The organism is Mycolicibacterium brisbanense (assembly GCF_001570425.1).
Taxonomy (GTDB): Bacteria; Actinomycetota; Actinomycetes; order Mycobacteriales; family Mycobacteriaceae; genus Mycobacterium; species Mycobacterium brisbanense.
In genome coordinates, this window is sequence record NZ_BCSX01000010.1 from 22,227 (window position 1) to 36,804 (window position 14,578).

A 14,578-nucleotide genomic window follows, 5' to 3' on the forward strand; every position below is an offset into this window, starting at 1 on the left:
TCCGGTCAACTACGCCTGTACTGCGCGATCAAGGATCACCCAGCGACACGCAACGAAGGATCGCTGCATTGTCGCGCCCGCTCGGCTGAGCCCGGTGCATCAGGAGAGCGGACCGAGAAATTTCAGTTGTTGCGCCCTTGAGTAAATCATGAGGCCGCGATGAGAGAAAACCGACGGCCCGTTACGGCGCGGCACAACTCGGTTTGGCAAAAAATGACACGACCTTTGTCTTCCCGCTCTATCGGGGCGCACCACCAGCCGAAATAGCGCTTGACCCGCTCGCGTGCCGACCACCCGCACCGGTCGCCGACACCAATCTGTGCACAACCGGTGTCCGGAGGGTTATCCGATCGTCGCCGAGCAGATTCCAACGGTGTCATTCAAATGGCCATACTAAAAAGTATGGTAACTTTTCGGCCATGCCGACACGGCTCAGAGTCGAATCCGTCATCACCGACGAATTCGTCGGACGGTTGAGTGAGCGCGCGGCGGAGGCAGAGCAGTTGCGCAGGCTCCCGGACGCCACGGTGGCCGACCTGACCGCGACCGGTTTCACCGAACTGCTGGCGCCCACCCGGTACGGCGGTCACGAGGCGAATTTCGCGGCGATCCTGGACCCGGTCCGCCGGATGGCCCACGGCTGCACGTCCAGCGCATGGACCATCGGCTTCTACACGCTGCACAACTGGATGCTGGCCCTGTTCGGCGAGCAGGCCCAGGACGAGGCCTACACAACCCGACCGTTCCTGGCCCCGGCTCCGTTGGCACCCACGGGCCGCGGCTTGCCCGCGCCGGGTGGCGTGCGGCTGTCGGGTCGATGGTCGTGGGCGACCGGCGTGATGCACGCCAACTGGATCATCGTCGCGGCGCTGTGCGGACCCGATGACGGCCTCTACCCCGCCCTGGCCCTGCTACCGATCTGCGACGTCACCGTCGAGGACGTCTGGCACACCGACGGCATGCGGGCCACGGATCCAACGACGTCGTGGCCACCGACGCCTTCGTGCCGAAGCACCGACTGGTCAAGGTGACCGACATCTATGCGGGCACCGCGCCGGGCGCCGGCCTGCACCACAGCCCGACCTATCGCTGGCCGATGGTGCCCGCACTGGCGCTGCTGGCAGCGATGCCCGCGCTGGGCAGCGCCGAACGCGTCACCGAGCTCTACGCGCAACGGCTCGCCGAGCGCGTGCTGCCGTATGAGGGCGTCATGCAGAAGGACAAGCCGATCGCCCAGGCCCATCTGTCCGGCGCACTCGTTCGGCTACGGGCTCTGCGCGGTTTGCTCGCCGATACCGTCGGCCAGATCGAGGGCATCGTCGCCGCGGGCGACCAGGTCGACAAGCCCGTGCGGGCCCAGGCGCGGTTGGCCGCCGCGCACATCGTCGCCGAGTCGCGCGCGGTCATCGCCGAGCTGCTCGGTGCCGGTGGTGCCAGCATCCACTTCCTGTCCAGTCCCATGCAGCGGCTCAAGCGTGACGTCGACGTGCTGGCCGGGCACGTGGTGTTCGACTACGACACCAGCCGTGAACTGGCAGGCGCGCTCGCACTGGGTATGAAGGTCCCCCGCACGGCGATGATCTGATCGTTCAGCGCCGCGGCGGCCGTGGGCCCGGCCGCGACGGCGGTGCCGCCCGCGGACGGAAGGGGCGGGTGGGCGGTTCCACCCGTGGCTCAGCCGACGGGGTTCGCAGGCGCGTCGTGGGCGGTACGGTGACCGGCCGGCGCGACGGGCCCAGTTTCATCGGCCTCGTCTCGTCGTGTGCGCGGTCGCGCTCCATGAGCACTCCTCGGGCGACGCGGTCGAGCGCACCTTGGACTTGCAGCCGATCCGGGCGGCCGTGGAAATCCGGGGATTGCGCGAGGCTCTCGGTGAGCCAGCTGGAGATGACGTTGCGGGCCGCGCTGATCTCCGCGGCGCCGGCCGGCGTCAACGAGAACTCGTGTCCCTCCCGCGTCGCGAATCCGGTGGCAACCAGCCGGTCGAAAGCCGGCTCGAGAATCTGCCGCGGCACCCGTCGTTCATCGGCGATGTCGAGTAGATTCGCGGCTCCGGTGGCCGCGGCGTACCGATAGATCTGGATCAGCGCCCACAGCTGCGCGGTGTCCAGGCGGCTGCTCGGCGCGTGGGCCAGGGCTTCGAGGTCCACACCGTGACTGCGTTGCAGCAGCCGCCCGATGGCGACTTCGAGGACCTTCTCCGGCGGTTCGGTGGTCGGCATGGCGAAGCCCTCCCCCATGTCCGTGCTCCCGCTGGCCGCCGTGTCGCGCAGCGGAACCTGCTTGAGGAAGAGCGCCAGCACGAAACCGACCACCGCGAACGGCGCCGCGAACAGGAAGACCCGGGTCAAGGAATCGGCATAGGCGTCGATGATCGGTGCCGCGACGGCGTGTGGCAGGCGGTGCAGCACCTGCGGCGACGTCGCAGCGGCAGGCGGCGCGTGACTGGCGGCCATCGCGGCCGGAAGGCGGTCGTCCAAGAAGTTCGCGAACAGCGATCCGAAGATGGCGGCGCCGAACGAGCTGCCGATGGTGCGGAAGAACGTCACACCCGATGTGGCGACGCCGAGGTCGCTGAAATCGACGGTGTTCTGCACCACCAGGATGAGCACCTGCATGCTCAGGCCGATCCCCGTCCCGAGCACGAGTAGGTCCAGGGACTGGATCAGCGTCGAGGTGCCGGCATCCATCCGGGACAGCAGGACGAATCCGAGCGCCATGATGGCCGTGCCGGCGATCGGAAAGATCTTGTACTTGCCGGTGCGGCCGACGAGCACGCCACTTCCCAAGGAGGTCACGAGCAGACCGGCCACCATGGGCAAGGTCCGAAGCCCTGAGGCAGTGGCCGAGACCCCGTCGACGAACTGCATGTAGGTCGGCAGGAACGTGAGCGCGCCCAGCATCGCGAACCCGACGACGAAGGACAGCACGCAACAGACCGTGAAGACCGGGTTGGAGAACAACCGGATCGGCAGGACCGGTTCGGTGGCGCGGCGCTCGACCATGACGAAGGCCGCCAGTGCCAGCACCGATCCGACGAACAGCCCGACGATCATCGGCGAACCCCACCCGTAGGTGGTGCCACCCCAACTGGTGGCCAGGGTCAGGCCCGCAGCGCCGAGTCCGACCAGGACGATGCCTGCGTAGTCGAGGACGGGCCTGGCGGTGCGCTCCAGGGCGGGAATGGCCACCGCCGCGATGGCGATGACGACGATCGCCACCGGGACGTTGATCCAGAACGCCCACCGCCAGCTCAGATGGTCGGTGAACAAGCCTCCGAGCAACGGGCCGACCACCGTCGTGACACCGAACACCGCTCCGAGCGCGCCCTGGTACCGGCCGCGCTCGCGCAGGGGTATCACTTCACCGATGACCGCGACGGCCGTCACGGTGATGGCACCGCCGCCGAGTCCCTGCAGCGCCCGGGAGGCGACCAGCATCCCCATCGACTGCGCCGAACCGCACAGCACCGATCCGGCGAGAAACAGCAGGATGGCGGCCTGGAACACCCTCTTGCGGCCGAAGATGTCACCCAGTTTGCCGACCACGGCCGTGACGATCGTCGAGGCGAGCAGATAGCTGGTGACGACCCAGGCCTGATGTCCGGCACCGCCGAGATCAGCGACCACGGTGGGCAACGCAGTTGCCACGATGGTCTGGTCGAGGGCCGCCAGCAGCATGCCGAGCACGACGGCCAGGAAGACGAAGTTGCGTTGCCGAAGGCTCGATGACGAGGCGGCCGAAGCCGGGTCCGCCGCGTCCGTCGAGGCACGATCTGTCATGACTCGGCCCGTGTTCACGTCTGTGCGGGAGTACTCGCCAACTCGTCGGTGATCGCCTCGCAGAACGCGGGCAGGTCCTGCGGGGACCGGCTGGTGATCAGGTTGCCGTCGACGCAGACCTGCTTGTCGACGACCGTGGCCCCGGCGTTGCGAAGGTCGGTGCGGATGCTCGGATAGCTGGTCAGCGTGCGGTCTCGAACGACATCGGCTTCGATCAGGGTCCACGGTCCGTGGCAGATCGCCGCGACGGGCTTGCCCGAGCGAACAAAGTCGCGGACGAACGCCACCGCGGATTGGTCCAGCCGCAACTTGTCCGGGTTGACTGTCCCGCCGGGCAGGATCAACGCGTCGTAGTCGTGGACCTTCGCGTCGGCCACTTCGCGGTCCACCGGAAAGCTGCCTGCCGGTTCGAGATCATGGTCGCGGGCCTGGATTTCGCCCGATTTGAGTGAGAGCAGGTCGACTCGGGCACCGGCGTTCTCGACCGCTGTGCGGGGCTGCTCGAGTTCGATGCGCTCCACGCCGTCGGCGGCCAGTATGCCGATCCGGCGACCCTGCAGTTCTTTGGGCATGCGAGTCCTTTCGTCTAGCGCGGCATCGCCGGCGAGATCGCCTGTGCGCCGCGCTGATACGGGTTGCAACGGGAAGGAAGTCGCGGGAGCAACTTCGGCGAAAGGCATCCGCGACTTCCTCCGTGGGAGCTGGCTACCCCGCGGAACAGACGCTGAAACGCCGCGCCGCGAACCCTTGCGAAACCTTGAAACAGAAAGTAACGTCGCTTTCAGTTTTGGTCGCACCTCTCAGGAGCCCGGTATGGAATCCTTCGTCCACCTGCGCAAAGGCAAGACCCCGAAGCGCATACACGCCGACCTCGACGGCCTCAAGGACGACGAACTCGGCCGCGGTGGTTTCGTCGGACGCACCGCGAACATGTACCGGCGCAACGACCCCACGGCCTACCGCACCGTGGGCCCGCTGCGCCCCACCGACGTGCTGTCCTCCGAACTCAAGCCCGCCGACGCGACCGATGCGCAGGGCGGTCCACTGCTGATGTTCTCCAATGCCGACTGCCAGGTGCTGCTGAGCAGGCGCAGCGAGCCGATGCCGTTCTTCGTCCGCTACGTCGACGGCGATCTGCTTCTGTTCTCCCACAAAGGGTCCGGGCTGCTCGAGACGGAGTTCGGCCCGCTGCCCTACCGCGAGGGCGACTGGGTGTACCTCCCGAAGGCGTGCACGTTCCGCCAGGTGCCGGCCACCGAAAGCACGTGGCTGATGATTCAGGCGACCGACGAATTCCGGGTGCCGCCCGCCGGCACGCTGGGACGCCACTTCCCGTTCGACCCGGCGCAGGTGACGATCCCGGAACCGTTCCCGATCGACGATGACGGCCGAGACGAGTACGAGGTCCGGCTGTACCACGAAGGTGGACCCACTTCGCTTTTCTACCAACATCATCCGCTCGACGTGGAGGGCTGGCGCGGCGACAACTTCCCGTTCACCTTCAACATCGAGGACTACACCGTCATCACCTCCGAAAGCGTGCACCTGCCGCCGACAGTGCATCTGTTCATGCAGGCCACCGGGGTGTACGTGATGAACTTCCTGCCCAAGCCCGCCGAGAGCGTGCCGGGCACCGAGCGCACCCCGTGGTATCACCGCAACGTGGACTACGACGAGATCGCGTTCTTCCATGCCGGCTCGCTGTACGGCATCCCGATGCCGCCGGGCCTCATTTCCCATGCGCCACAAGGGGTTCACCACGGCGCGCCGGAGAAGGCGCGGGAGCGGGCCCGACGCAAGTTCGACGAATACGACCGGGTCGACTGGTCGGTGATCGCCATCGACACCCGTCGCCGGCTCGTTCCCTCCGCCGAAATCCTCGCCAACGACCTGGGGCAGCACTAGATGACCGTGGTGAAGCACGAGTACGACCGCATCCCGTATCTGGTTGCCTACCAGAACAACTCATCGGTCCGCGACGTGTACGGCGGCGTCGCCGAACTGGTGGTGCTGGAGAGCTATCTCCTCAAGCCGAAGGACCGGCCGAGCGACACCGTGCTGGTGTTCATGCACCCGATCGGCGGCGGCGCCTACCTGCCGATGATCAACGCGCTGGCCCGCGCCGGACATCACGTCATCTACTGCAACAGCCGCTTCCGTGGCACGGACTCCGCACTGCTCATGGAGAAGGTCGTCGAAGACCTCGGCGAATGCATCAAGGACGCCAAGAACCGGTTGGGGTACTCGAAAGTCGTCCTCGCCGGCTGGAGCGGTGGCGGGTCGCTGTCGGTGTTCTACCAGCAGCAGGCCCAGCACCCGACGGTGACGGCCAGCCCATCCGGGGACGGCCCCGACCTGACCAAACTCGGTCTGATCCCTGCTGACGGCATCATGCTGCTGGCCGCGCACATCAGCAGGCACGGCACCATGACCGAGTGGATGGACGCCTCCATCCTCGACGAGAACGACCCGTCAAAGCGTGACCCCGAGCTGGACCTGTACAACCCGGACAACCCGAACCAGCCGCCGTACACGGCTGAGTTCCTCGACCGCTATCACCAGGCGCAGATCGATCGGAACCGGCGAATCACCAGGTGGGTCAAAGAAAAGCTGGCTGAACTCAAGGCGGCAGGCCGCCCGGACGATGAATTCGCCTTCGTCGTGCACGGCACCATGGCCGACCCGCGCTGGCTCGATCCGACGGTCGATCCCAACGAACGCACCCCGGGACAGTGTTATCTGGGCGATCCTCAGGTGGTGAACATGAGCCCCGTCGGCCTGGCCCGATTTTGCACGCTGCGCAGTTGGCTGTCGCAATGGAGCTATGACGATGCCAACGGTGACGCCGTCAAGGCAGGTCCGGACATCGCGGTGCCCGCGCTGGTGATCGGCAACCTCGCTGATGACGCCTGCACACCGAGCCACACCCGTCGCCTGTACGAGGCGATCGGTCATCCGGACAAGGAGATGCACGAGATTCCCGGAGCCAACCACTACTACTCGGGCCCCGATCAGCGCGACAAGCTGCGCCACGCCGTCGGGGTGTGCACCGACTGGCTGCACCGGCACGGGTTCTCGCTATGAGTGAACTCCGGCAGGCGGACGCGCCCGGGGCACTGGACGGCATCAGGGTGCTCGAACTCGGCACTTTGATCTCGGGGCCTTTCGCCGGGCGGCTGCTAGGCGATATGGGCGCCGAGGTGATCAAGGTCGAGCTGCCCGGCAGCCCGGATCCACTGCGCACCTGGGGCCAGGCCGAACTCGAAGGGCATCACTTCTTCTGGACGGTGCATGCGCGTAACAAGAAGGCAGTCACCCTGGATCTGCGCACCGAACGGGGCCGGGAGCTGTTCCTGGATCTGGTCGACCGCTCCGACATCATCGTGGAGAACTTCCGGCCCGGAACGCTGGAGAAGTGGAATCTGGGCTACGACGTTCTGCGTGGACGCAACAAGGGCATCATCCTGGTGCGGGTGTCCGGGTACGGGCAGACCGGGCCGGATGCCGGTAAGGCCGGCTACGCCTCGGTCGCCGAGGCGGCCAGCGGGCTACGGCATATGAACGGCTTTCCCGGTGGCCCTCCCCCACGCCTGGCGCTGTCACTGGGCGACAGCCTCGCCGGAATGTTCGCCGCCCAGGGAGCGCTCGCGGCGCTGTACCGCCGCAGCATCACGGGCGAAGGGCAAGTGGTGGACACCGCGCTGACCGAATCGTGTTTGGCCATCCAGGAATCCACCATCCCGGACTACGACACGGGCGGCGTGGTGCGCGGGCCGTCGGGTACGCGGCTTGAGGGCATCGCGCCGTCGAACATCTATCAGAGCGCCAACGGCAGCTGGGTGGTGATCGCCGCCAACCAGGACACCGTGTTCCGCAGGCTGTGCACCGCGATGGGCCGGCCAGAGCTGGCAACCGATGACCGGTTCGTCAATCACATTGCGCGCGGGCGCAATCAAGACGAACTCGACAAGATCATCGGCGCGTGGGCGGCCGAACGCCAGCCTGCGGACATCATCGAGACCTTGTCGCAGGCGGGTGTGATCTCCGGACCCATCAACACTGTCGTCGAGGTGGTCGAGGACCCGCAACTGCAGGCCCGCGGCATGATCGCCGATCACTGGGACGAACGGATCGGGCGCAACGTCAAGGGCCCCGGCATCGTGCCGGTGCTGTCGGAGTCGCCCGGCAGCATCCGCAACGCCGGACCGGCGCAGCCGGGTCAGCACAACGCCGAGGTATACGGCGGGCTGCTCGGCCTCAGCGCCGACGAACTGGAGAACCTGCGCACCGAGGGGGTGCTGTGACCATGCCTACCCATGTCGATATTCGCGAAGTCTGTCTGCGCGACGGATTACAGCTCGAGGATCCGATTCCGTTGTCGGCCAAGGTCGAACTGCTGGCGGCCATCGTCGCCACCGGTGTTCGGGAGATCGAGGCGACCGCGTTCGTGTCCCCGTCCAAGGTGCCTGCCCTGGCCGACGCCCCCGAGTTCGCCGAAGCACTGGCGGCATATCCGGACGTGGAGTTCTCGGCCCTGGTCGCGAGCCCCAACGGGGCCAAACGCGCCATCGCCTCCGGGCTGCGCTCCATCGAGTACGTGGTGTCCGCCTCCGACGCCCACAGCCAGGCCAACGTGGGCCGGGGCACCGCCGAGGCCACTGCCGCCATCGCCGATGTCACCCGGGTCGCGCACGACAGCGACGCCGCTGTCGAGGTCATCGTCGCGACGGCGTGGGACTGCCCATTCGACGGGCCGACCGCTCCGCAACGGGTGATCGACATCGTCACCGCGGCAGTCGAACTCGGCGTCGACCGCATCGCCATCGCCGACACCATCGGGACCACCACCCCGCGCCGGGTCACCTCGCTCATCGAGCAGATCCGCCCGATCGTCGGCGCCCTGCCCCTCGGCGCGCACTTCCACAACACCCGAGGCGCCGGCCTGGCCAGCGCCTACGCTGCGGTGCAGGCCGGCGTGACCCGACTCGATGCGTCGGTGGGTGGTCTCGGCGGCTGCCCGTTCGCTCCCGGCGCCACGGGCAACATCGCCACAGAAGACCTGGTGTACCTCTTGCGGGACAGCGATATCGGCGTCGACGTCGACCTGACCGCCGCGATCGAGGCCGCCAAAGTGGCCCAGCGGCTTGTCGGGCACGCCCTTCCCAGTGCGCTGTTGCGCGCGGGTGACCGGATCCGGAACTGACGACGCCCGCATGACGCCCGCCGAATCCCTCACCGCCAAGGGCCGCCAGACTCGTGGAGCCATCGAGCTGGCCGCCCGAAAGCTGTTCGCCGAAAGGGGTTTTCACGGGACCACGCTGGCAGACATCACCTCGGCGGCGGGGAAATCCTCGGCGGTGTTCTACCGGTACTTCGACGACAAGGAAGACCTGCTGGCGTCGCTGGCCGAATCGTTCCTGCACGACATTGTCACGCCGTCGGGCATGAGTGTGCCGCTGCCGGACTCGCCTCAGGACACCGACTACTTCACCACCGTTGTCACGGGGTACTGGAATCTGTTCAAGCAGAACATCGGCATCATGATCGCGGTCGCGCAACTCGGTGCCACGCAACCACGATTCGCCGAGGTGCAGCATCAGTTCCGGCGTTTCGGCATGGACATGGTCGCCGAGTCGGTGCGCCACGCCGCCGCCCAAGGTTACGCGCAGGGCCTCAATCCCGAGCACATTGCCGCCGCGATCGCGCTGCTGTTCGAGAACTTCACCGTGGTGGTCGTCGGCAACCCGGGATCCGAACTGCAGATCAGCGATGAGGACGCCATCACGACCCTGTCGACGATCTGGAAGAAGACTCTGTACGGCTTCTGAGAGCAGAAAGAGGAATCAGAGTGGATTTCGCTCTACCAGAACACCTTCCAGGGCTGCTGGCCGAGATGGACGCCTTCATCGAAGCGGAGATCAAACCGCTCGAACAGCAGCATATGCAGTACTTCGACCGGCGCCGCGAGTTCGCCCGTACCGATCTGGACAACGGCGGAGTGCCCTCCCGCGAGTGGGAGGACCTGCTCGATGAGATGCGCCGCCGCGCCGATGCGGCCGGGTGGCTGCGCTACGGGTTGCCCGGTGAGTTCGGTGGCCGCGATGGCACGAACCTCGACATGGCCGTCATCCGGGAACACCTGGCGCACAAGGGACTCGGCCTGCACAACGATCTACAGGACGAGTCGTCGATCGTCGGCAACTTCCCGCAGGTCATCATGATGAGCCGATTCGGCACCGAAGCCCAGAAGAAAGAATGGGTCGAGGCGATGATCACCGGCGAGCGGTCGATGGCGTTCGGGCTCACCGAACCCGATCATGGCAGCGACGCGACCTGGTTGGAGACCACCGCGGTCAAAGACGGTGCCGGCTGGGTGATCAACGGCGCCAAGCGGTGGAACACCGGCGTGCACCGCGCCACGCACGATCTGATTTTCGCGCGGACGTCCGGCGAGCCCGGCCAAGCAGTAGGCATCACGACATTCCTGGTGCCCACCGACACACCGGGTTTCACCGTGCCCTACTACTGGTGGACCTTCAACATGCCCAGCGACCACGGTGAGGTGGTACTCAAGGACGTTCGGGTACCCGATGACGCGGTACTCGGCGAGGTGGATCACGGCCTCGACGTGGCGCAGACCTTCTTGCACGAGAACAGAATTCGCCAGGCAGCCAGCAGCCTGGGCGCCGCCCAGTACTGTATCGACCGCGCCGCGGCCTACGCCGGTGAGCGCATCGTCTTCGGTAAGCCGCTGGCGGTGAACCAGGCTGTGCAGTGGCCGCTGGCCGAACTGCAGACCGAGGCACAGATGGTGCGACTGCTGGTCTACTACGCCGCCTGGCATCTCGACCGCGGTTCCCAATCTGCTCCTCACGTCCGCGGTGCCCAATCTGCTCCTCACGTCCGCGGTGCCCACATGGAGGTCTCCGACAAAGTGTCGATGGCCAATTACCGCGCAAACCGGTTGGTGTGCGAGGCCGCCGACCGAGCCATGCAGATCCACGGCGGGATCGGCTACAGCCGCCACGAGCCGTTCGAACACATCTACCGGCATCACCGCCGCTATCGGATCACCGAGGGAGCCGAGGAGATCCAGATCCGCCGCGTCGCGCAGCGCATGCTGAAGTTCGGGCGAAAGTGATCGACACCGCGGCCCTGGCCGCAGTGTTGGCACCCGAACTGGGCGACGTGACCATCGAGGGCCTGCGAGAGCTCACCGGTGGCGCCAGCCGGACCACCTGGGCGTTCACCGCAAACGATCGGCCGCTGATCCTGCGTATCGGACCGCCCGACGACGCGCACGCCGGCATGGAGTTGGAAGCCGCCGCGCTGCGCCGGGCAGCGGCCGCAGGCGCTCCCGTCCCACACATCCTGTCCGCTTCCAATTCGGTTGAGCCGCTCGGCAATCCGTTCCTCATCTGCGATTTCATCGACGGCGAGACCATCGTCCGCAAGATCGCGCGCACCCTGGACGACACATCGCGCCCGGCGCTGCTGGCCCAGTGCGCCCAGGCGCTCGCCCAGATCCACCGCGCCGACGCGCACGGGATCGGCCTGGCGGTATCCGACCCGCTCGCCGACTGGCGCCGGGAACTCGACGAAATGGGCGACACGACAGCCACATTCGAGTGGGCGTTCCGCTGGCTGGAGCGTAACCGCCCGGCGCCGACGCGTCCCGTGTTGGTACACGGCGACTTCCGCATGGGCAACCTGATCGTGGACTCCAGCCCGGGAACACCCCGGCTGGCGGCCGTATTGGACTGGGAGCTCACCCATATCGGCGAGGCCGCCGACGACCTGGCGTGGTTCTGCATCCGGGCCTGGCGGTTCGGCGCACCGAAGGAGTTGGCCGCAGGCGGGTTGGGCAGCATCGACGAGTTCGTCGGGGCCTATCAGGCGGCCGGCGGCGCTGCCGTCGACCCGGACACCCTGCACTGGTGGTTGGTGCTGGCCACCCTGCGCTGGGGCGTCATCTGCCGTTACCAGTACGAACGGCACCGCAGCGGTCAGAGTCGATCGGTGGAGCGGGCCGCGATCGGGCGTCGCGTCTGCGAAACCGAGTACGACCTCCTGACCCTTTTGGAGCAGACATGACCGGCCTGCATTACAAACCGACGGCGGCCGAACTGGTGGCTGCCGTCGCCGAGTTCTTGGAGACCGAGGTGCGCGACGGCACCGGACCCGACGGTCGGCACACCGACGCCGCAGCCCTCAAATTCCGCGCCCGCGTCGCCGCCAACGTTCTGCGCACCGTGGAACGTGAACTGCTCGACGACACCGCCGATGAGCCGTTGCGGGTGTTGCGGTCGCTCGGATTCGACGACGAAGCGCAGCTGGCGGCCGCGATCCGCGCCGGCGACTGCGGCGACGAGGTCGTGGCTGCGCTGCACGTTCTGGTCCGGCACCGGCTACGGGTGGCACACCCCGGCTACGAGCTGGAGTGAGCAGTTCAGAGCCGGCGCACCCGCGCCAAGAAGGCCGGTTCGTCGACCATCGTGCCCGCCGCAACCCCGAACGCCTCGGCATGCGCCTCCCCGACCACACCGCGGTAAGTCGTGGTCTGTAGCGACTCGAGTTCCCAGCCCGTGCCGAACGCGGAGCGGATGGTGTCCTCGCCGACCTGAGGACCGAAGCCCCGGCCTGCGTCGGACAGCGCCAGCACGTACACAAGCCCGCCGGGACGGCAGACACCGTGGAGGCTGCGCACGTATGCAGCGCGGTCGGCGTCGTCGAAAATGTGAAACAGCGCGCTGTCGATGACGGTCCGATACGTCGACGTGCCGGCGAGTCGGAGCGCGTCGCCCACCTCGAACCGCGCGTCGACGCCCCGGGCCGCGGCGTTGGCACGGGCCTGCTCGATGGCTCGAGGCGCGAAGTCCATGCCGAGGACGTCGTAGCCCAACCTGGCCAAAAGGATGGTGTGCTCGCCGGCACCGCACCCGATGTCGAGCACGGGACTGCTGATGGCGCCGGTGTGTTCGAGTTCGACGATCGCCGGTTGCGGCTCGCCGATCACCCATGGCGCGGTGTTCGATGCGTACGCTTGGTCGAACCGGGACATGGTCGGTGTTTCGTCCATGTCACCCAGTGTTCAATCTCAATGGCACTTGAGGTCAATGGCGGTCCAGGAGAATGATGCGACCACCGGCCCACATCGTGTCCAGAATACGAACCGACAGCCGATCAGCACGGAGGCGCCATGACCACCCTGCCGGACATCCTCGTCAACACCGCGGGCAGTTGGACGCTGGTCGCGGACCGGTCCTCGGTGACGTTCCGGAACAAGACCGCCTGGGGGCTGGCGACGGTCACCGGCCGGTTCTCCGAATTCAGCGGCGACGGCGTCGTCGGGGAAACAGTCACCGGGCGACTGGTGATCCGGGCCGCGTCGCTGCACACCGGCATCACCAAACGCGACAATCACCTGCGCTCGGCCGATTTCTTCGACGTCGACACCTACCCCGACATCGTGGTCGAGGTGACCGGATTCGAGTCCGCGGACGCGGGACGGGCGCTTCTGCGCGCGACGCTGACCGTCCGGGGCACATCGCAACCCATCGAATTGCCCGTCAGCGTGCAGGTTCTCGACGACGGCACGGTACGGGTGTCGGGCGGCTGCACCGTGAATCGGAGCGAATTCGAGGTGTCGGGCAACATGCTCGGCATGGTCGGGCCGAAGACCGACATCTCGGCAGACCTGGTGTTCACCCGGGCCTGAACGCGCACAGTCGAATTCACCGACTTGCCCGGCGGGCGCGGGCTCAGCCAGTAGCATCGCCAACATGGTCGGCCCCGCGCCGCTGCGCATCCTGGTGTACAGCGACAATCCGCGCACCCGCGAGCAGGTACGACTCGCGCTCGGCAAACGGATACACCCTGAATTGCCCGAATTGGAGTACGTCGACGTCGCGACCGCGCCGATGGTGATCGCACACATGGATGCGGGCGGATTCGACCTGGCCATCCTCGACGGCGAAGCCACCCCGGCCGGCGGCATGGGTATTGCCAAACAGCTCAAGGACGAGATCGCCGACTGCCCGCCGATTCTGGTACTCACCGGACGGCCTGACGACGCTTGGCTGGCCAGTTGGTCACGCGCCGAGGCGGCCGTTCCGCACCCGATCGACCCGATCCGTCTTGGTGATGCGGTGGTGTCCTTGCTGCGCACCCCGGCCAGGTAATCCGAACGCGAATCAACCTGTAGCCGTTCGATATTCACAGCAGGGCTAGATGCGCCGTGGGGCGTCGGCGCGTTAGTAACCGATACTAATCAAAATGCGTGGCGCAGGCCGCAAAGCTCGCTAGGCTGTGGGTCAGCTCACATCGACAGCCCAGCGAGGAGCGTTCACGCGGCATGAATCTGTACACGCCCATTCTGGTTCTCGGCGCGATCGCGGCTGTATTCGCGGTCGGTTCGGTGGGGATCGCCCTCGTCATCGGGCCGCGGCGTTACAACCGGTCCAAACTCGAAGCGTACGAATGCGGTATCGAACCGATGCCCCCGGGCGCGGCGGGCACCAGCGGTCAGCGGATGCCGATCCGGTACTACCTCACCGCGATGTTGTTCATCGTGTTCGACATCGAGATCGTGTTCCTCTACCCGTGGGCGGTCGCGTTCGACAAACTGGGCCTGTTTGCGCTGGTGGAGATGCTTTTGTTCATGCTCACGGTGTTCGTGGCGTACGCCTACGTATGGCGGCGAGGGGGCCTGAATTGGGACTAGAGGAACGGCTGCCCGGCGGCATCCTGCTCTCGACGGTCGAAGTGGTGGCCGGGTATGTGCGCAAGGGATCGCT

14 protein-coding genes and 2 pseudogenes are annotated in these 14,578 nt (G+C 66.7%); 13 read left to right on the top strand and 3 right to left on the bottom strand.

The features are described from left to right. Nucleotides 1-419 precede the first annotated feature (419 nt). Nucleotides 420-1,585 (top strand): annotated as a pseudogene (locus RMCB_RS04155) (acyl-CoA dehydrogenase family protein). A gap of 4 nt (nt 1,586-1,589) precedes the next feature. On the opposite strand, the gene RMCB_RS04160 reads toward RMCB_RS04155, so the two are convergent. Further along, on the bottom strand, nt 1,590-3,782 hold the full coding sequence (locus RMCB_RS04160; RefSeq protein WP_062827774.1) for an MDR family MFS transporter: 2,193 nt from the start codon (nt 3,780-3,782) through the stop codon (nt 1,590-1,592). A gap of 14 nt (nt 3,783-3,796) precedes the next feature. After that, entirely contained in the window at nt 3,797-4,354 is a 558-nt protein-coding gene (locus RMCB_RS04165) for a type 1 glutamine amidotransferase domain-containing protein (RefSeq protein WP_062827761.1), read from the bottom strand. A 241-nt stretch (nt 4,355-4,595) separates the two neighbouring features. On the opposite strand from RMCB_RS04165, the gene RMCB_RS04170 reads away from it, so the two are divergent. The 8 genes from RMCB_RS04170 to RMCB_RS36425 are packed head-to-tail and all read left to right on the top strand — an operon-like array spanning nt 4,596 to nt 12,226. Next, nucleotides 4,596-5,687, top strand: coding sequence for a homogentisate 1,2-dioxygenase (locus tag RMCB_RS04170; RefSeq protein ID WP_062827762.1), 1,092 nt, complete (start codon nt 4,596-4,598; stop codon nt 5,685-5,687). Continuing rightward, nucleotides 5,688-6,866, top strand: a complete 1,179-nt coding sequence (locus RMCB_RS04175) for an alpha/beta hydrolase family protein (protein ID WP_062827763.1) — start codon at nt 5,688-5,690, stop codon at nt 6,864-6,866. It abuts the gene before it with no gap. After that, nucleotides 6,863-8,086: a CaiB/BaiF CoA transferase family protein gene (locus RMCB_RS04180; protein WP_062827764.1), complete on the top strand. Its 1,224-nt coding sequence runs from the start codon at nt 6,863-6,865 to the stop codon at nt 8,084-8,086. The genes RMCB_RS04175 and RMCB_RS04180 overlap by 4 nt, the downstream gene beginning before the upstream one ends. 2 nt (nt 8,087-8,088) lie before the next feature. Next, a complete protein-coding gene (locus RMCB_RS04185) occupies nt 8,089-8,985 on the top strand; it encodes a hydroxymethylglutaryl-CoA lyase (RefSeq protein WP_062827775.1) in 897 nt (298 codons plus the stop codon). Nucleotides 8,986-8,995: 10 nt separating this feature from the next. Then, complete coding sequence (locus RMCB_RS04190; protein WP_029372652.1) at nt 8,996-9,610, top strand: TetR/AcrR family transcriptional regulator; 615 nt, start codon at nt 8,996-8,998, stop codon at nt 9,608-9,610. 20 nt (nt 9,611-9,630) lie between these two features. After that, complete coding sequence (locus tag RMCB_RS04195; protein ID WP_062827765.1) at nt 9,631-10,923, top strand: acyl-CoA dehydrogenase family protein; 1,293 nt, start codon at nt 9,631-9,633, stop codon at nt 10,921-10,923. Further along, nucleotides 10,920-11,876, top strand: coding sequence for a phosphotransferase family protein (locus RMCB_RS04200; RefSeq protein ID WP_062827766.1), 957 nt, complete (start codon nt 10,920-10,922; stop codon nt 11,874-11,876). Before RMCB_RS04195 ends, RMCB_RS04200 begins: the two co-directional genes overlap by 4 nt. Next, entirely contained in the window at nt 11,873-12,226 is a 354-nt protein-coding gene (locus tag RMCB_RS36425) for a DUF6285 domain-containing protein (RefSeq protein ID WP_062827767.1), read from the top strand. The genes RMCB_RS04200 and RMCB_RS36425 overlap by 4 nt, the downstream gene beginning before the upstream one ends. Nucleotides 12,227-12,231: 5 nt before the next feature. Here RMCB_RS36425 and RMCB_RS04205 read toward each other — a convergent pair whose 3' ends face one another. Then, entirely contained in the window at nt 12,232-12,861 is a 630-nt protein-coding gene (locus RMCB_RS04205) for a class I SAM-dependent methyltransferase (protein WP_062827768.1), read from the bottom strand. Nucleotides 12,862-12,981: 120 nt separating this feature from the next. Between RMCB_RS04205 and RMCB_RS04210 the strand changes: the two genes are divergently transcribed. From RMCB_RS04210 to RMCB_RS04225, 4 genes and pseudogenes are all read left to right on the top strand, one after another. Beyond that, nucleotides 12,982-13,500 (top strand): YceI family protein, encoded by a 519-nt coding sequence (locus RMCB_RS04210; RefSeq protein WP_062827769.1) that lies wholly within the window; start codon nt 12,982-12,984, stop codon nt 13,498-13,500. A 64-nt stretch (nt 13,501-13,564) separates the two neighbouring features. Beyond that, nucleotides 13,565-13,963: an Rv3143 family two-component system response regulator gene (locus tag RMCB_RS04215; protein WP_062827770.1), complete on the top strand. Its 399-nt coding sequence runs from the start codon at nt 13,565-13,567 to the stop codon at nt 13,961-13,963. A gap of 173 nt (nt 13,964-14,136) precedes the next feature. Further along, complete coding sequence (locus RMCB_RS04220; protein WP_029372641.1) at nt 14,137-14,505, top strand: NADH-quinone oxidoreductase subunit A; 369 nt, start codon at nt 14,137-14,139, stop codon at nt 14,503-14,505. Further along, a pseudogene (locus RMCB_RS04225) lies at nt 14,496-14,578 on the top strand (NADH-quinone oxidoreductase subunit B); the annotation flags it as partial. The gene RMCB_RS04220 and the pseudogene RMCB_RS04225, both read left to right, overlap by 10 nt.